15 protein-coding genes and 1 pseudogene are annotated in these 18,324 nt (G+C 41.7%); 11 read left to right on the top strand and 5 right to left on the bottom strand.

Annotation, left to right across the window (positions count from 1 at the left end):
* The first annotated feature begins 124 nt into the window (after positions 1-124).
* From E3D81_RS10880 to E3D81_RS10860, 5 genes are read left to right on the top strand one after another with little or no spacing between them, the layout of a single operon-like run.
* Positions 125-568 (top strand): acyl-CoA thioesterase, encoded by a 444-nt coding sequence (locus E3D81_RS10880; RefSeq protein ID WP_134777384.1) that lies wholly within the window; start codon positions 125-127, stop codon positions 566-568.
* A 16-nt stretch (positions 569-584) separates the two neighbouring features.
* A complete protein-coding gene (rsmI, locus tag E3D81_RS10875; protein WP_134777383.1) occupies positions 585-1,250 on the top strand; it encodes a 16S rRNA (cytidine(1402)-2'-O)-methyltransferase in 666 nt (221 codons plus the stop codon).
* Positions 1,251-1,279: 29 nt separating this feature from the next.
* Complete coding sequence (locus tag E3D81_RS10870; RefSeq protein WP_134777382.1) at positions 1,280-2,026, top strand: PH domain-containing protein; 747 nt, start codon at positions 1,280-1,282, stop codon at positions 2,024-2,026.
* A 3-nt stretch (positions 2,027-2,029) separates the two neighbouring features.
* Positions 2,030-3,661 carry an apolipoprotein N-acyltransferase gene (lnt, locus tag E3D81_RS10865; RefSeq protein ID WP_134777381.1) on the top strand — a complete coding sequence of 544 codons (1,632 nt, stop codon included), beginning with the start codon at positions 2,030-2,032 and terminating at the stop codon, positions 3,659-3,661.
* A gap of 14 nt (positions 3,662-3,675) precedes the next feature.
* On the top strand, positions 3,676-4,809 hold the full coding sequence (locus E3D81_RS10860; protein ID WP_134777380.1) for a cysteine desulfurase family protein: 1,134 nt from the start codon (positions 3,676-3,678) through the stop codon (positions 4,807-4,809).
* 224 nt (positions 4,810-5,033) lie between these two features.
* Here E3D81_RS10860 and E3D81_RS10855 read toward each other — a convergent pair whose 3' ends face one another.
* Positions 5,034-5,450 carry a copper resistance protein NlpE gene (locus E3D81_RS10855; protein ID WP_099365764.1) on the bottom strand — a complete coding sequence of 139 codons (417 nt, stop codon included), beginning with the start codon at positions 5,448-5,450 and terminating at the stop codon, positions 5,034-5,036.
* Between the two features lie 102 nt (positions 5,451-5,552).
* The gene (locus E3D81_RS10850) at positions 5,553-5,885 is read right to left on the bottom strand and encodes a tetratricopeptide repeat protein (RefSeq protein WP_134777379.1); all 333 of its coding nucleotides are present in this window, start codon (positions 5,883-5,885) and stop codon (positions 5,553-5,555) included.
* Between the two features lie 156 nt (positions 5,886-6,041).
* Here E3D81_RS10850 and E3D81_RS10845 point away from each other — a divergent pair, with 156 nt between their 5' ends.
* The 4 genes from E3D81_RS10845 (at position 6,042) to E3D81_RS10830 (ending at position 9,936) form a co-directional block, all read left to right on the top strand.
* On the top strand, positions 6,042-6,773 hold the full coding sequence (locus E3D81_RS10845) for an electron transfer flavoprotein subunit beta/FixA family protein (protein WP_099365762.1): 732 nt from the start codon (positions 6,042-6,044) through the stop codon (positions 6,771-6,773).
* A gap of 19 nt (positions 6,774-6,792) precedes the next feature.
* Positions 6,793-7,767, top strand: a complete 975-nt coding sequence (locus E3D81_RS10840; protein ID WP_134777378.1) for an electron transfer flavoprotein subunit alpha/FixB family protein — start codon at positions 6,793-6,795, stop codon at positions 7,765-7,767.
* A gap of 104 nt (positions 7,768-7,871) precedes the next feature.
* A complete protein-coding gene (locus tag E3D81_RS10835) occupies positions 7,872-8,522 on the top strand; it encodes a bifunctional nuclease family protein (protein ID WP_099365760.1) in 651 nt (216 codons plus the stop codon).
* Between the two features lie 31 nt (positions 8,523-8,553).
* Positions 8,554-9,936 (top strand): nucleoside permease, encoded by a 1,383-nt coding sequence (locus tag E3D81_RS10830; protein ID WP_099365759.1) that lies wholly within the window; start codon positions 8,554-8,556, stop codon positions 9,934-9,936.
* 220 nt (positions 9,937-10,156) lie between these two features.
* Here the strand turns inward: E3D81_RS10830 and E3D81_RS10825 are convergent.
* The 3 genes and pseudogenes from E3D81_RS10825 to E3D81_RS10815 all read right to left on the bottom strand — a co-directional run.
* A pseudogene (locus tag E3D81_RS10825) lies at positions 10,157-11,677 on the bottom strand (IS1182 family transposase); the annotation flags it as partial.
* Positions 11,678-11,817: 140 nt separating this feature from the next.
* Positions 11,818-14,646 (bottom strand): TonB-dependent receptor, encoded by a 2,829-nt coding sequence (locus E3D81_RS10820; protein WP_134777377.1) that lies wholly within the window; start codon positions 14,644-14,646, stop codon positions 11,818-11,820.
* A 77-nt stretch (positions 14,647-14,723) separates the two neighbouring features.
* Positions 14,724-15,944: a hypothetical protein gene (locus tag E3D81_RS10815; RefSeq protein WP_099366155.1), complete on the bottom strand. Its 1,221-nt coding sequence runs from the start codon at positions 15,942-15,944 to the stop codon at positions 14,724-14,726.
* Between the two features lie 255 nt (positions 15,945-16,199).
* On the opposite strand from E3D81_RS10815, the gene E3D81_RS10810 reads away from it, so the two are divergent.
* Both E3D81_RS10810 and E3D81_RS10805 read left to right on the top strand, forming a co-directional pair.
* On the top strand, positions 16,200-16,847 hold the full coding sequence (locus E3D81_RS10810) for an ABC transporter ATP-binding protein (RefSeq protein ID WP_099366156.1): 648 nt from the start codon (positions 16,200-16,202) through the stop codon (positions 16,845-16,847).
* A 1-nt stretch (position 16,848) separates the two neighbouring features.
* The gene (locus E3D81_RS10805; RefSeq protein WP_134777376.1) at positions 16,849-18,324 is read left to right on the top strand and encodes an ABC transporter permease; all 1,476 of its coding nucleotides are present in this window, start codon (positions 16,849-16,851) and stop codon (positions 18,322-18,324) included.

Genomic DNA, 18,324 nt, shown 5'->3' with positions numbered 1-18,324 from the left:
TTTTATAACCTTAGCATACATTTTACATACTTTCACCATGCTTTCACCTTAGTTTCATAGCGAACTAAATTGGGAAATTCTGTGAGCTTTTGCTTAATTTAGGCATATTGATAAATCGAAACAAATGGAAAACAATATATTTTACGAAGGACAGGTTTTATGGTCTCAGATTGATGCCAATGTACACTTACGCCACTCGGCCTATGCCGATTTCTGTGCGCAGGCCAGGAGCAATATGTTGAACAAATTGGGGCTTTCCCTCTCCGAATTCAACCAGAAGAAAATAGGTCCGATTCTTTTTCGGGAGGAATTGAACTACCTGCGCGAAATCGGCTTGGATGAACGCATCAAGGTCAGTGTTGAGATCATCAAGTTCAATGTAAAAAACTCCAGGTTCTCCTTTCGACATGAGATCTTCAAGGAAAACGGCGTGAAAGCAGCTGTTGTGGTGGTTGATGGTGCATGGATGAATATTGTAGCCCGAAAATTAACGAACATCCCCGAAGAATGGATGAGCATCATCCATAAAATTCCACGTGCAGCAGATTACCTCGAAATCAATGAATAATAATTATCTTTGACCTATGCTGTATATCGTACCTACTCCGATAGGAAATTTAGAAGATATGACCTTTAGGGCCATCAATGTGCTGAAAGCAGTGGATATCATCCTTGCAGAGGATACCCGGACATCGGCCCCCCTCTTGAAACATTTTGGAATCGATAAAAAGGTGTTTGCCCATCATCAACATAATGAGCACAAGGCCGTCAATGAAATCATCCGATTACTGAAGGAGGGAAATCAGATCGCATTGATCTCGGATGCCGGTACGCCAGCTATTTCTGATCCTGGATTTCTATTGGTTCGCGAAGCCATAAAGGAAGGATTGGAAGTGCAATGTCTACCAGGTGCGACCGCTTTTGTACCCGCTTTGGTCAATTCTGGCCTTCCGAACGACCGTTTCTGTTTCGAAGGTTTCCTTCCTGTCAAGAAAGGCAGACAGACCCGGTTGAAAGCCTTGGCAGAAGAGAAGCGTACCATGATCTTTTACGAATCGCCCCATCGGATCCTCAAATCCATTGATGAATTTATTGGGGTTTTTGGACCAGATAGACAGGCTTCCTTTTCCAGAGAGATCAGTAAATTATATGAGGAGACCGTACGTGGAACCCTGCAAGAACTAAAGACCCATTTCGAGACCAATCCCATCAAAGGCGAGTTTGTATGCTGCGTGGCTGGTCTTGATTAATTAAATAGACGTTAAAAAAGAATTTGAACATGGAAAATTATCAAATCGACAAATATGTACAGGATGGTCAGGACCCAAAGGTCGTAGAGAAAATCCACGGAAAGATCCTCGATATGCTGACGCCTGGCGAATCCATCAATTATATTGCCCTGCAGAAGAAACCGGCCGTAACGCTTTTACCGGATTCGATAACCGTTAGTAACAAGCGCATCTTCTTATGCGAATTCACCAAGTTGGGACTGGCGACGAACTTTGAAATCTTTTCTTGGCAGGATGTGAAGGATATCGCTTTCAAAGAGGAAATCTTCGGATCGAAGGTAACCGTTATTCCCTTTACAGGAGAAAATCTGACCATAGATTATATTCCTAAAACGCAGGCCAGGAAATTATACCAATTGATCAAGGCGGCTTTGGATAATCTACAGAACCAGAAACTGGAAGCAAAGGAAAATAAAATTGTAATTGAGAATAAGCCAGTCTATTCGGCACCTAAACCAGAGGTTAAGGAAGAAGAATCACCGAAAACTTTCCAAGGCTTTAATACCACACCGAGTACGGTGGCTGAAGAGACTAAACCTGAAGCTAACAGACCGGAGCCTGTAAGGTCGGAGCCTTTTAGACCTGAACCGGCAAGACCGGAGCCTGTTAAAGTGGAGCAGGAAGAAGAAGATGAGATCACGGCTAAACTAAAAAAATTAAAGAGCTTGTATGATAAGCAATTGATCACCCAAGCGGAATACGAAACCAAGAAGGCAGAAATCCTAAGCCAGTTATAAGTCATGCGCAATAATTACCTTTTGGCGCTGTTAAGTGCTTTTTTATTGTGGTTGGCTTGGCCTCCTATTCCTTATTCCAGCGTTTTGCTGTTCATTGGTTTTGTACCACTTTTGGTTGCCATAGAACAGGTGATGCGCGGGAACTACAAGCGGAAAGGAAGCAAGGTTTTTGGATTGGCTTTTTTTACCGGTTTTGTTTGGAATACCGCTTCCATTTATTGGGTGTACAATGCGATGAACGCATTCTTACCAGCCCTACCATCCCTTTTTGTAGCGCTGATCCCTTATACCCTCGGGCCATTGCTCATGGCACTGGCGTTTCGGCTGTATTATCAAATGCGGAAAAGAAACTCCATCCTTTTAAGCTTTATGGGGCTGATTTCCTTTTGGATCGCCTATGAATACCTGCACCAATTTTGGGAACTTTCCTTTCCTTGGATGACCCTTGGAAACGGTTTTTCAAATTTCCATCAATTGGTACAATGGTACAGTGTGACAGGAGTTTATGGAGGAACCTTATGGATCTGGCTGGTCAATGTTGTTGTTTTCCTATGGTACTGGCAAAGAAGAGAGCAGGTAGAAGTTTACAGCAATAAGATCCTTTTATCGGTTACTGCAGCATTAGTATTGATCCCTTCCGTAGGTTCGATCATCGCCTACAGCCAATATGAAGAACACATCAATCCGTCCGAAGTCGTAACGGTTCAACCGAACATCGATCCATTTGGAAAATGGGGACCGATTACACCTGAGGAACAAATGAGGGTGCTGATGGATCTTTCGCAGAAAGTGGCGAAATTGAATACGGAATTTTTTATATGGCCAGAAACGGCCATTTCCAATTATGGTGGTATCAACGAGGAAGAATTCCGAGAATATCCACAGTATCGCGCGGTGATTGATTTCCTGGAACCCTACCACAATGGAAATGTACTCTCAGGAATCGAAAGCTATCAGTTTTATGATGACCAACGTACTTTTACGGCGAGACCTGTCGGAAATCTATTCAAGGACCATTTTAATGCAGCGGTACTGATCGACGGATCCAGCAAACTGCAGTTCTACCATAAATCAAAATTGGTACCTGGTGCCGAATTGATGCCATTTGGATCTAAACTCGCCTTTATGAAACCCTTGTTCCAACATTTTGGCGGAACAACAGGGGGTTATGGCAGTCAGGAAGAGCCTTCGGTTTTCTATTCCGCTAGCGGAATTGGCGCGGCTCCGGTGATCTGCTATGAATCCATCTGGGGAAATTACGTGGCGGAATATGTAGCCAAAGGGGCACAATTCATTGCCGTGATCACCAACGATGGCTGGTGGGGCGACACCTCGGGCAAGGATCAACACCTGCTCTATGCCAAATTAAGAGCCATAGAGAACAGAAGATGGGTGGTGCGTTCGGCCAATACAGGTATATCGGCCTTTATCAACCAACGTGGGGATATTGTTCAGCGTTCGAGCTGGTGGGTTCCAACCGCCCTATCCCAGGAAATCAACCTGAACGAAGAATTAACATTTTATACGAAGAACAAGGATTTGATCGTTTATTTGGCTTTATTAACGGGCTTGATATCAATAGGTTTGATGATGGTCAGAAATAAGAAAATTACAAACGATTCTCCTAACGATTAATTATATTTGCCTTTATGCAAGTTTATTTTGACAATGCCGCGACCACAGCTTTAGATAAACAAGTTATCGAAGCAATGGTTAAAACCCTGAACGAGAACTTCGGGAACCCTTCTTCTATTCATGCGCACGGCCGTGAGACCAAGACCATTGTGGAAAAGGCAAGAAGAACAGTAGCTAAATTACTTAATGCTTCCCCATCGGAGATTTTCTTTACTTCTGGTGGTACTGAAGCGGATAATATGGCCATCGTGCGTGCCATTGAATGTTATGGGATTACCCATGCCATTACCTCTCCTATCGAACACCATGCAGTGCTACATACTTTGGAAGAACTGGCACATGCCGGAAAGATCCAGCTGGATCTGTTGAAGGTGGACGCGAAAGGAAATATCGACCTGAACCATTTGGAGGAATTATTGGCGAAGAACCCAAAGACTTTTGTTTCCATTATGCATGCAAACAATGAACTGGGGAATTTGACGGATATCAAACGGGTTAGTGAGTTATGCGAGCAGTATGATGCGGTTTTCCATTCGGATACCGTGCAGACCATGGGGCATTATAAGCATGACCTTTCTGATCTGAAGATCGATTTTATTACGGGTGCAGCGCATAAATTCCATGGCCCGAAAGGGGTGGGATTTTTATATATCAATGGAAAGAATAAGATCAAGCCGTTGATTTATGGGGGTGCACAGGAACGGAATATGCGCGGAGGAACAGAGAATGTGTATGGTATTGTGGGCTTGGCGAAAGCGTTGGAATTGGCTTATGAGGAGATGGAAGAGCATCAGTCGCATATTCAAGGACTGAAGGATTATATGAAGGATAAATTGGTACAGGAGATTCCTGGGGTACAGTTCAATGGGGAGACAGATGCGGAAAAGGCTTTGTATACGGTATTGAATGTGTCCTTGCCATGTACGAATATGGGCGATATGTTATTGTTCAATTTGGATATCAAAGGGGTTTCGGCTTCTGGTGGTTCGGCTTGTAGCTCGGGCTCGGATATTGGTTCGCATGTGTTGAGGGGGATCTGTGCTGATCCGAAAAGACCATCAGTGAGATTTTCTTTCTGTAAGTATAATACGAAGGAGGAAGTGGATTTTGTGGTAGGTGTTTTGAAGGAGATTTGCGAGCATAAATAACCGTTATTGCGAGGATATTCGTCATTGCGAGGCGTCCGTCATTGCGAGGAACGAAGCAATCTTCACCCCGTCATTGCGAGGAACGAAGCAATCTTCACCCCGTCATTGCGAGGAACGAAGCAATCTTTCTACTAATGTAAAGATTGCTTCGTCGTACCTCCTCGCAATGACGCGCAAACGCACAAAAGCAAAACCGCAATACCTTACATTCCTAATAAAAAACCTTACTTAATCTTTAAGAGCACATACTTCTCGGCGAGGTCGCCTTTGATCTCTTTTCCGGACAAATCCAACTGCTGCAATTGATTATTCGATATCCTGAAATTATAATCAATATTCTCCAAACTCAGAATATCATTATCCAATTGCCACTTTCCTTTATGTTCAAACACCTCTTCGCTCTTCCCAACATACATATACCGCATCAGGTAGTTCTTATTGTTATCCAAGCTCAAAACCGTTGAAATCGTGGTGCAATCCGCACAGGGAAGCTTTCCTTCATAGGTTCCAACCACGCCAGTACCCTTTAACGCATTACCCTCATTACCCACCAACTGGTTTACATTGGTTTTGTTATTGATACAACTAAAACCAAAAACCAAGAGGATAATACTGAATAATATGTAAGTAAGCCTGCGCATGATTTTTATGATATACTTTTAAAAAACAAAAAAGATACCATAAATGGTTGTTTAGGAAAATTTAACATTTCCGTTTCCCCTTGAACATTAACACATCCTCATTTACTCGTCTTCATCCAGAAGACCTTGTGCCATCAACAAAGCATTCTTCAGCTCCCCTAAGGCATGGAAATTCCGCTTAGATTGCGCTACAGCGATCCCTTTTTCATAGATTTCAATAGCCTTATCCTTTTCCCCCTGCCCTTCCATAAACTTCCCGAAATGATAATAAGTCCCTACATAATCCCCATGTTCGGCTACCAGATCCTCAAATCCGGCTAAAGCTAGGCTGTTATCCTGCATTTTCACGTACTCCATCGTCAGGGCATACTTCAAAAAAGGGTCCTGTGGAGACTCCTTTAAAAACTCTTTAAGTTGATCTAATCGCGTTTGCATCCCCAAAGTTAAGCAAATAATAATTGCGTGGGAGCGCTATAAGAAGGAATAAAATTACTATGCTAGCATAGAAAATGACAATTCCATGACCTCTGGTTTTGGAAAGGTTTTGAAATGCTTACAAAAAAAAGTAGGTTTGTGTAAAACGTTAGAATTATGAGAATATTAGTATGTATCAGTAATGTCCCTGACACCACTTCCAAAATAACATTCACGAATGATAACACGGTATTTAATACCAACGGTGTTCAATACATCATCAATCCATACGATGAGATTGCTTTATCGAAAGCAGTGGAGCTGGCAGAAGGTGGCAAAGGTACCGTAACGGTGATCAATGTTGGAGATGCCTCCACAGAACCTACGATCCGTAAGGCGTTGGCCATTGGCGCAGATGATGCAGTTCGCATCAACGCCCAACCGCGTGATGCTTGGTTCGTAGCCAATCAGATCGCTAAATATGCCAAAGAGCAAGGATTTGACCTGATCTTAACCGGTCGTGAATCCATTGATTTCAATGGAGCGCAGGTGGCGGCATTATTGGGTGAATTATTGAATCTTCCATCGGTATCCATCGCCAAAAAATTAGATATACAAGGTACGGAAGCAACCATCGATCGCGAGATCGAAGGCGGAAAAGAGGTTTTGACCGTTTCTCTTCCGGTTGTTGTGGGAACAGCAGAAGGTGTTGCAGAGCCAAAAATCCCGAATATGCGCGGCATCATGGGTGCAAGATCAAAGCCTTTGCAGGTTGTAGAGCCTATTGAAGTAGCCGAATTGTCGAGCATCAGTAAATTTGAATCTCCTGCTCCTCGCGGAGCCGTGAAATTGGTAGATGAAGTCGATCAATTGGTTCAATTATTACACAACGAGGCAAAAGTTATCTAATCCTTAAAAAGAAATTATCATGGCAATTTTAGTATATATCGAAAATACAGACGGAACCTTAAAAAAATCGGCTTTTGAAGCAGCATCCTATGCTAAAGCAATCGCTGATCAATTAGGGGATTCGGTAACCGCACTTTCCATTGGAAACGTGGATGCTGCGGAATTGGAAAAATTAGGGAAATATGGGGTTAGCAAGGTATTGAACGCTAATCAAGAGAACCTAAAGAATTTTGTGAACAAAGCCTATGCATCGATCATCGCATCAGCTGCACAGCAAGAATCATCGAAAGTGGTGGTTTTGTCGAATTCCTTCAGTGGAAAAGGCTTGGCACCACGTGTAGCGGCTAAATTGGATGCTGGATTGGCGGATGGCGCTATCAATCTTCCAAGCTTCCAAGGCGATAGCATGGAGATTAAAAAGACCGCTTTTTCCAATAAGGCTTTTGCGACTGAAGTTATCAAATCGGCGGTTAAAGTTATTGCGGTCAATCCTAATGCATTTGAGGTCAAGGAAGTTGGAGGTTCGGCCGAAATCGTGGATTTCACGCCAAACATCGAAGCAACAGATTTCAATGTATTAGTGAAGGATATCGTTCGCGCAACGGATAAAGTGACGCTTCCGGAAGCAGAGATCGTTGTTTCTGCAGGAAGAGGAATGAAAGGACCAGAAAACTGGGGCATGATCGAGGAATTGGCGGATGTATTGGGTGCTGCTACGGCATGTTCGAAGCCCGTTTCTGATGCCGGTTGGAGACCTCATTCCGAACACGTAGGCCAAACAGGTATCGTGGTAAGCCCGAACCTTTACATCGCTATCGGTATTTCCGGTGCTATCCAGCACTTGGCCGGGGTGAGTTCATCGAAAACCATCGTGGTGATCAACAAAGATCCGGAGGCACCATTCTTCAAGGTTGCCGATTATGGAATCGTTGGAGATGCCTTTGAAATCGTCCCTAAATTGACTCAGGCGATCAAAAACTTGAAAAACAACTAAAACAAACTAAACAATGAACGAGTGGCCTTGCTCAAAAAAACGCAAGGTCACTTTTTTTTTGCTTTTAATATTAGCATCTTTGTATTTCCGTTAACGCGTTATTAATGAAGAAAATCAAGTTAGATATTGTCGGTCTCTCCTATAGCCAGACGCAGTCTGGGGCCTATGCATTGGTTTTGGGAGAAGTAGGAGGAAACAGAAGGTTACCGGTTATCATTGGCGGATTCGAGGCGCAATCCATCGCGGTGGAGATCGAAAAAATGACGCCCAGCAGGCCGCTGACACATGATCTGTTCAAAACATTTGCCGAGACCTTTAAAATCAAACTGGAAGAAGTGCTCATCTATAACCTGATCGACGGGATATTCTTTGCCAAATTGATCTGTTCGGATGGTACTACCACGACGGAGATCGATGCACGTACTTCGGATGCCGTAGCATTGGCCGTCCGTTTTGAATGTCCGATCTTTACCTACGATTTTATCATGAACAGTGCTGGAATCGTGATCGAAGGCAATGATTTCGCTTTTTTGGAGAATATCGAAAATGTAGGCAACTACAAACAGGATGAGCCAGCTAAAGCAGAAAAGGACCCTGAGCCTCCTGCAGCTGCCGAACCCATCAAAAACAAACCATCCCCTTATGCTTCCCTTACCTTGGAGCAATTGGAAAATACCCTGGAAAAAGCCATCGAAAACGAACAGTACGAAACGGCGGCCAAGATCAGGGACGAAATAGAAAAACGAAAATCATAATCTTTTCGATAACCTAATATCATCTACCGATATGTCTATCAAACATAGGTTGACCATTATGAACTTCCTGCAATTCTTTGTTTGGGGAGCATGGTTAATCACTATTGCCAATTATTGGTTTGGCACCAAAAACTGGGACGGAACTGAATTTGGAGCCATTTTCTCCACTATGGGGATTGCCTCCTTGTTCATGCCTACCATCATCGGGATTATTGCCGATCGATGGGTAAACGCCGAGAAACTCTACATTATCCTGCATTTCTTGTATGCCATTTGTTTGATTTCCCTGGCGCATGTTCCCGATCCGGACAGCTTTTTCACCGTGATCTTATTGGCGATGTGCTGCTATATGCCAACCTTGGCACTATCCAATTCCATTGCCTATACCGCATTGAATCAAGCCAACTACGACCTGATCAAGGCCTTCCCTCCTATCCGGGTATGGGGAACGATCGGATTTATTGTGGCTATGTGGCTAACCAACCTAACGGGTAGCAAAGCCACGGAAGGACAGTTCTATATTGCGGCGGGCGGATCCATCTTATTGGCGGTATATTCCATTTTTAATCTACCAAAATGTCCTCCACAGCATCATATCCGGGAGAATGCTTCCTGGACCCAAATGTTGGGACTGGAATCCTTCAAGCTTTTTGCCAATTATAAAATGGCCTTGTTCTTTATCTTCTCCATGTTCTTGGGTGCTGCCCTGCAGCTGACCAATGCTTATGGAGATGTATTCCTGGACGAATTCAAGTACTTCCCCAAATATGTGGACTCTTTTGTGATCAAATATTCAACGATCATCATGTCCATTTCCCAGATATCTGAAACGGTATTTATCCTGGCTATACCTTTCTTCTTGAAGAAATTCGGGATCAAGCAGGTGATGTTGATTGCGATGTTTGCCTGGGTGCTTCGTTTTGGCTTGTTCGCTTATGGAAACCCTTCTTCCGGCCTTTGGATGATCGTTCTGTCCTGTATCGTTTATGGTATGGCTTTCGATTTTTTCAATATCTCGGGTTCTCTTTTTGTGGAGACCAATACGGATAATAAGATCCGTTCATCGGCGCAGGGTTTGTTCATGATGATGACGAACGGTTTTGGGGCGATTCTAGGCTCTCGCGTTTCCGGATGGGCCATTGATAAGTATTATACAAAATCTTTTAATGACAGCGCTAGTTTAGCTTCATTTTTGGATACTACACCTGATAACCCTTCCCTGCTAAATGTGATCAAGGAAAAAGGGGTTGAGGTTTCTAATGGGATTTTTAATCAGGTTATCCAATTGAAGGATTGGCAGAATATCTGGATCGCTTTTGCGATTTATACTTTGATTGTTGCGATATTATTTGCGGTTTTGTTTAGGCATAAGCATGAGGTGGAAAGTGCAGCCGAGGAATTCAAAGGGCATTAAGGGTTTTAAGAATCTTTATTATTTTATAGATATAAAAAAAGAAGGTGTCTAAAAAGGCACCTTCTTCTGTTTTATAGCTTTCTGGAGCTCCATTATAATTTCATGAGCAATATTAGGCTGCAAGTCGATGTTTTGTACTTTTCAGCATGTTGATGGCTTGATTTATCGCAAATAGGGAGTTTTTGCCACCTGGTTTACCGATAAAAGCTTTGTCTTTCCACTTTTTTGCCCATTTTCTGAGGTTATGGGCAATGGCCATCAAACCGAATTCCACAGCGACTTTATCCAGTCCTTTCATTGTGAACCGGGTAAACCTGTTGTTGCTTTTCATCTGACCAAATACAGCTTCCACTTCTATGGGTCGCTTGCTCCGATGGTACATTCCCTCTTCCGACAGCAGTCTTTCCCGGGCTTTATCCTTGAGCTTATTGAGCCTGTGGTTCACTTCAATGAGCCGATCGCCTTTAGCTTTATGGCACCCACTGCGCATCGGGCAGCCCTCACATCGCCGAGCCTGGTAACAGCTGACCTGGGCAGTGTATCCGTTGGCACTGACTCTGGTTGCATGACCGATAAAGCTGAGCTTCTGTCCTGCCGGACACACATAAAAGTCCTCCTGCTGGTTGTAATATAGGTTCTGTACCGAAAAAGGATCCTGTTTATCCTTGCGCTTCTGTTCCATATGGAAGTAATTGTACTTCACAAAAGCGGTTATACCCTGTCCTTCCATCAGCTCGTAGTTCTGCTCGCTACCATATCCGGCATCTGCGACGATGGATTCACTCTGTTTTCCGTAATGGGACTCAAAGCCTTCCAGGTGTTCGGGCAGGGTTGTGGTATCTGCGGCCGTTTGATGGATGCTATAATGGGTGATGAACTGCTCTTCGGTGCTGATCTGGGTATTGTAGGCCGGTTTAAGCTGGCCATTTTTCATGTGGTCCTCTTTCATCCGCATAAACACGGCATCGGTATCGGTCTTGCTATAACTATTGCGATCTCCCAGTACTTCCAGTTGCTCCTCATATTTCTCCAGTCGGGGCAGATAGTCGTCTTCAAGCTTCCTCAGCTGCCTATCGGTAGATCTATCCACTCCTTTGAGCTTGGCATTGATCGATTTGATCTTTTCCCTCAGCTGGGCACTATCGATGGCCTTGCTGACCTGCTGATCCCCTAATGAAGATTGGTCCCGGCTGATCTGTGCATCGATATCCGAAAGGACCGAAGCGATGTTCGCCTCCAGCTTTATCTTGTTCTTCTCGATCGATTTCTTCCAAACGAAGGTATAACGACCGGCGGCCGATTCGATCTTGGTACCATCTACATACTGGACTTTCAGGCTGACATACTCCATATCATGCAGCATCCGAACGATACTGGCAAACAGCTCCTGTATCTGTCCCTTAAGACGCTTTCCCCTGAAATAATTGATCGTACGGTAATCCGGTGTACTGTTGCCCGAAAGCCACATGAAATGGATGTTCTCGTGCAGGGCGCGCTCGATCTTGCGGCAAGAATAGATATTGCTCAGATACGCGTAGAACAGTACCTTAATGAGCATCCTGGGATGGAAACTGGTCGTTCCCCCTCCTTTATACTGACGGATGATATGTTCCAGATCCAACTGGTCAACAACCTGGCTCACCAACCGAACAGGATGGTGCAAGGGGATACGGTCTAAAATATTCTCAGGAAAAAGACTAGGACTATTGGATGGAAGCGCTTTGAATTGTATGTTTGCCATATTGTTTTTTGGTTGCACCTTAAGATACAAAATCTTGAGGACAAAAAACAGAAAAACCCCGCCATTTTTTAATGACGGGGTTCTCTTTTAAGAGACCTTTTTAGACAGCCTCTTTTTTATGCGATATTATTTTCGTCTTCTTAGAAATTGTAAGAATATCCTACAGTGAATGTTCTTCCTGGAGCTCTAAATAAAAACTCCTTATCAGCAGATCCATAGGACTCATAGATACTTTTCTTCTCAGCTCCTAAGATATTTTCTGCACTTACTCTTAGGACGTTTCTTTGAGCTTGACCTAGTTTTTTCGACAAATTGAAATTCAGACTGTGAAACGGTTGAACATATACATCGGAGTTCTTTCCAAAACCAACCACTTCTAATGTCTTTCCTTGAACATTGTAAAAGATTCCAGTTTCCAAACCTAATGTGGTGCTGTTGTAGTTCAATCCAGCATTGATCAAATATGGAGACTGTCCTTGCAATACGCGGCTATCTTCGATGGTTTCACCTTCTCTAGCAAATTGTTGCCTTGATTGGTATTCACCGCCTTCAACCTTGCTCATATCAATTTTAGATTTGATGATAGATACGTTCGCATTTAAGCTTAGGCCTGTAAGGTCTTCAGAAATAAATCCAAAGTTTTTTCTAGCTTCAAATTCCAAACCATATACTTCTGCACTAGGAGCATTTCTTGGTGTAAAGTTTTCTGGAGACTCGAATGAATAAGCCACTAATTCAATAGGATCTTTGAACTTTTTGTAGAATGCACTTACGGCAAACATCTGTGCGGCATTCCCAAACATCTCATATCTTAAATCCAAATTGTTGATATAAGTAGGAACTAAATTGATGTTACCTAAAAACATAACTCCTGTTAATAAATCTGGGATCTGTACAACAGAAAGTTCTTTGAATGAAGGACGAGCGGTTGTTCTAGAGTAAGAAACCCTTAGGTTTTGGTTCTCTTGAACCCCATAAATCAAGTTAACAGATGGAAATAAATCAAGTTTATCAATGGTTTTTTTATTATCATAAACTTCAGAAGCCATGCTGTTTGTACCATTAAATAAGGTCAAATATTTTTCACCTCTTAAACCTACAATGGCTCTTAATTTTTCCATTGGTTTGAATTCAGATGACACATAAGCCGCTAACGTATGTTGCGTAGCATCAAACTGGTTTTGTGGTTGTGACCTTCCACTAAAATAGTATCCTGAATTAGAATCCACGGTCCAGATATTCTCTGGTGTTAAGATTTGGTTTGGATCTCCATTCAAATCCCTGGTGTTCACATTCAGATTCATGATCTGGTAGGTAGGGATACTATAATCTCTTTTCTTAAAGCTATATAATCCACCAAATTTCAATTGGGCAGCATTATCGAACAGTTGATGTTTTTTGATAAAATCAACTTTGTTGACAAGATTTACTTCTTTTAGGTTTCTCCAAATTCTATTAGGCAATCCAGCATCCGTATTGATGGACATGGAACCATCTGAATTTTTCACAAAAGTAGTCGAACGAATATCTTTGTCATTCACATGTGAGATGGTTGGAGAAACTTTCCATTCCGTTAAAAAGCTAGCATCTTCATTACTATGCTTTCCACTCAACAACAAATTCGTAACGTTTCTTTGGGTATATTCCAAATTCTGCTTTTGTGTATTGATCACATTAGAAATTCTAGTTTCTTGGTCAAAAACCGCGGCACTTGATTGTCCATTGGTAATGCTCAAAAGGTTAAGGGAATATTTAGATTTTTCCGTTTTATAAGTTAATCCCAGTAATCCAGATAATAAAACATTATTAGAACCTAAATTACCGAATTGCGTTCTATCAGGTAAGATCTCGAACTCTGTACGTTCTTGAGGTTTTTGATAGATTCCATTCCTAAAATTTTGATAGAATTCCGTAGAGTTACGATAATCGATAGAAGCAATTAAACCCAACTTGTTTTCACCTACCTGGTATTGGTTTCCAAAATAGTAACCTAATGAAAAATTAGGTAAGCTAGTACTTGTTTTTGGGGCCATTAAAGGATTAAAGGTTTTTGTAATAGCTTCAATACCACTATTATCTGCTGAAGTTGGTCTTGGAAGATCTTCTTTTGGGTTTACATGTAGTTTTCTATTACCATCATCAAAACCTAGAAAATCAGTTTTACCACCTTTGTAATTTAAGTAATTATCATTAAAACTCATATCAGGGTTGACTCCTAGCGAGAAGCTAACTCCCATTTGTTTTTGTGATGGAAAATCTTTTGTTACAATATCTACTACCCCACCTGTAAAATCAGCAGGTAGCTCAGCAGAAGCTGATTTATAAACGATAACATTTTCCAAAATATTAGTAGGGAAGATATCCATTTGAACTGTGTTCTTATCTGGATCCAATCCTGGAATATCTACACCATTTAGAATGGATTTTGAATATCGATCTCCTAACCCCCTAACAAAGACGTATTTGCCATCTTGAACAGATACTCCTGGAACAGCCTTAACTGCCGCAGCAATATCTGAAGAACCACTTCTTTTGATAGATTGTGAAGAAAGACCGTCCATTAAGACTCCAGCGTTTTTCTGCATATTTAATACCGATGCTTCCGTATTTTTACGAGCAGACACAGTTACTACAACCTCACTGATCGCATTGGATTCACCGGATAAGGTTACATCCACTTGCACGACTTGACCTTGTTTTACAACAACATCTTTAATTTCTTTTGGGGCATACCCAAGATATTTTACCGTTAAGGTATGATTTCCAGCTGGTAATTCTAACGTATAATCACCTTCGAAATCAGAATTGGTGGATGATAGGTTTGGTACCGAAATCGTAGCATTTGCTAAAGGGGCATTACCAGCATCATCTCTAATTGTTCCGCTTACTTTTCCAGATTGGGCATGTGCTGCTGCCGCAATGAAAATAAAGAATGATATTAAAAAAGTAAGTTTAGTAACTTTAAACATTTGAATGATTAAAAAAAGGATTTTAAAAAAATCCGCTTTCAGAAGAGAAAGCGGATATGTAATTTTTTATTAGGGTATTAGAATGCGTTTTTTGATTTGGCGTAAGTCCAACCAAATACGGAAACATTAGCTCCAGTTTTAGCGTCTGCAACTGCAGTGATGGCTTTAGCGTTAGAAACAAATTTAGCTTCTTCACCATTTGCACCATCGATAAATTTATCAAGTGTTAACCCTTGAGGTAAAACTGCTTCCCAGTTAGAGAAAGTAATTCTTCCAGCTTTCAATTCAGCTTGAGAATCTGCTCCATTTACTTTTACTGTAGAACCAGTACCAATATTATAAACAAGGATATTTTTAAGGTTAGCAATTAACCCGTCTCTTAAATCAGCGATCTTGCTAGTATTATTGTTATTATTGATAGTGATATTTTCCATGGTAAAGCCTTTTTCTGTAGCTTTAGAACCTTCTGGACCATCTAACTCTAACGCTGAATCGCTATCTTTACCTTTAATTACTAAGGCATTTTTGATAGTACCTGAGTAAGATTGGTCAACGTCTAAACCGTCATCACCAGCTGCCCAAGTCAACAAGTTAGTTGCGTTTACAGATCCACCGAACCACTCGATACCATCATCTTGGTTACCAACAATCTCGATATTTTCGATTACAGTTCCTGAACCTACTCCTCCAAGAGTTAAACCATTGATTTCGTTATCTTGTCCGATAGTGATACCACCGTGACGGATAGAGATATATTTTAATGAACCAGAGTTATCAGCTGCATTTGTACCACCATATTGGCCATAAGATTCGTTTGCAGGGATACCTTCGATTTGTTTAGTTTTCACATCACCCGCTACAGAAATAGGCGCATTACCTAAAACAATTACACCACCCCAAAGACCAGTGTTCGCTTCTGTAAGGTTAGTTCCAGCTTTTTGACCAACTTTGATGTTATCATCAATCGATGTAAAGATGATTGGCTTGTCAGCAGTACCATTTGCAATTAATTTTGCGCCTTGGTCAACTACTAATGCAGATGCGTTAGCTTCAGTACCTTGAGCACCTTTAATAATTGTTCCTGGCTCAATTGTTAATGTAGTTCCTTCTGCTACAACTACTTTTCCTTTTAAGATATAGATATTCCCAGCAGTCCAAGTCTCATTTGCTGTAAGCAATCCACTTTTTTCTACATCTTTCCCAGGTTCAGGTTTTGGAGTTGGATCATCACTTGTTGAACAGCTTAATGTTACTCCTAATGAAACAATTGCTAGAGCAAAAAATAATTTCTTTTTCATTTATCTCAAATTTATGTTTTTTGTTGGGGCAAATATTGAGACAAAGTGTTACAACACAGTTAAGGATATATTATCTTATTATTAACAAGAGATTTGTTTACGGTAATAAGGTCGTTAAAGCTAAAAAATTGTTAAAAACACATTACATCGATTAACCTTTATATAGCTTTTGTAACAAGAAGCAGCAAATTGCCAACAATAATATTAATTCGCTTAAAAAGAGTAGAATTGTTAAATTGCAACAAAGTTTATTTTATGAGCGAAATCGTCCTACAAACTGCTGATCTTTCCTTTTCCTATCCAAAAGGAGCAAATCTTGCCTTTGAAGATCTGCAGATTTCCAATCAGCAACATACTTTAATCCTTGGCGAATCCGGTTCCGGTAAATCAACTCTTTTGAATCTTATCGGAGGATTTTCTTATCCAAGCACCGGTTCTGTAACAATTAAAGGTCAAAACCTCTATCAACTTTCTGAAAGTAGCTTGGATAGATTCCGGGCGAAGCATCTCGGATTTATTTTTCAGGAAGCTCATCTGCTGAAAAATCTTACCGTGATGGAGAACATCAAGCTTGCCCAATCGCTAGCAGGAGAAAAAGTAGATGAACATGCGATCATGTTGTTATTGGATAAACTTCAATTAGGATCATTTTCAACCAGGCTGCCAAATGAATTAAGTCGAGGACAGGTGCAAAGAGTGGCGATTGCACGGGCACTGATCAATAAACCGGCTATCCTTTTGGCCGATGAACCCACCGCATCCTTGGACGATAAAAACACCTATTTGGTCATCGAGCTCTTGAAAGCTTTGGCTTCTGAGCAGGGAAGTACTTTATTGATATCCACGCATGACAAAAGATTAAAAGACGAATTCCAACATAATTATTTATTAGCAGCCCAATAAGATGAACACATTACAATTAGTCTGGAAAAACATTTCCCAACAATGGGGCTCCACTTTGTTAAGTATCATCCTAACAGCTTTTGGAGTTGCGATTCTTTGCAGTATATATATTACCAGTGATACGTTCGAAAAGCAATTGGACAATAACAGTAAACAGGTCGACCTGGTTGTGGGCGCAAAAGGGAGTCCATTGCAATTGATTCTATCTGCACTTTACCATATTGACAATCCAACCGGCAATATCCTTTTATCCGAAGCAGAAAAACTAAAGGATAACCCGATGATTGATATGGCGGTGCCCATCTCCCTTGGAGATAATTTCAAGGGCCACCGAATAGTCGGTACAGACACCAGTTTTATGACCATGTATGAGCTTTCCATCGCAGAAGGAAAAATCTGGAGCAAAAGCTATGAGGTGGTCATCGGAAGTGAAACTGCCCGAAAGAACAAACTTAAAATCGGCGATCAAATTCATGGCGCACATGGATTGGCGGAAAATGCACATATTCATGATGAGCATCCCTTTACGATTGTAGGGATCTTGAAACCTTCAGGATCGATAGTAGATAATTTATTATTATCCAACCTGGAAAGTGTATGGGATGTTCACGGCATAAAACATGATGATCATGACCATGACCACGAACATCATGACCATGAAGGACATAATCATGATGCAGACAATCATGAAGGACACGATCATGCGGAACATGACCATGCACATAGGGAAGAAGATCATGACCACGACCACGCAGCACATAGCCATGAGGATCACGACCATGCAGCAGATAGTCATGAAGGACATGACCACGCAGACCATAACCACACATCTGAAGCAACTCAATCCGCTCCAGCAGACGATAGCATCGTTTCTGAAAGACCTAGGCCGAATGTCTTCGTAAAAAGCATCGCAGATGATGTAGTGAAAGATTCAGGATTAGAGATCACTGCGCTATTGGTCAAATACCGCACGCCAGCCGCAATCGGCGTGATCCCTAAAATGATCAACCAATCCACCAGTATGCAGGCAGCATCTCCTGCATTGGAAACCGCGCGATTGTTCTCCCTTTTAGGCGTAGGAATAGATTCTTTGGAAATCCTAGCCTATGTCATCATGATCATTGCCGGTCTTAGCGTCTTTATCAGTTTGTACAATGCGTTGAAAGACCGTAAATACGACCTAGCCATCATGCGTGCCATGGGAGCAAGTAAAATTAAACTATTCACCTTATTGATTGTCGAAGGCTTAGTGATTACCGCGATTGGAGGCTTGCTGGGCTTGATCTTAGGTCATCTCGGACTATATTTCATCAGTACGCAGACCAGTCAAAGTGCTGATTTTATCCAGGCTTTCCAGATTTATAGCAAAGAATGGTTAATTTTGTTGACAGCCTGTCTGATTGGTGTAGTTGCATCGATCATTCCAGCTATCAAGGCGTATGGTACCACCATATCAAGTATTTTAGGAAGTAAATAA

It is taken from the genome of Sphingobacterium sp. CZ-2 (assembly GCF_004526235.1).
Classification (GTDB): domain Bacteria; phylum Bacteroidota; class Bacteroidia; order Sphingobacteriales; family Sphingobacteriaceae; genus Sphingobacterium; species Sphingobacterium tenebrionis.
Note: the sequence above shows the minus strand (reverse complement) of the source record. Positions and strands in the feature narration are given on the sequence as shown.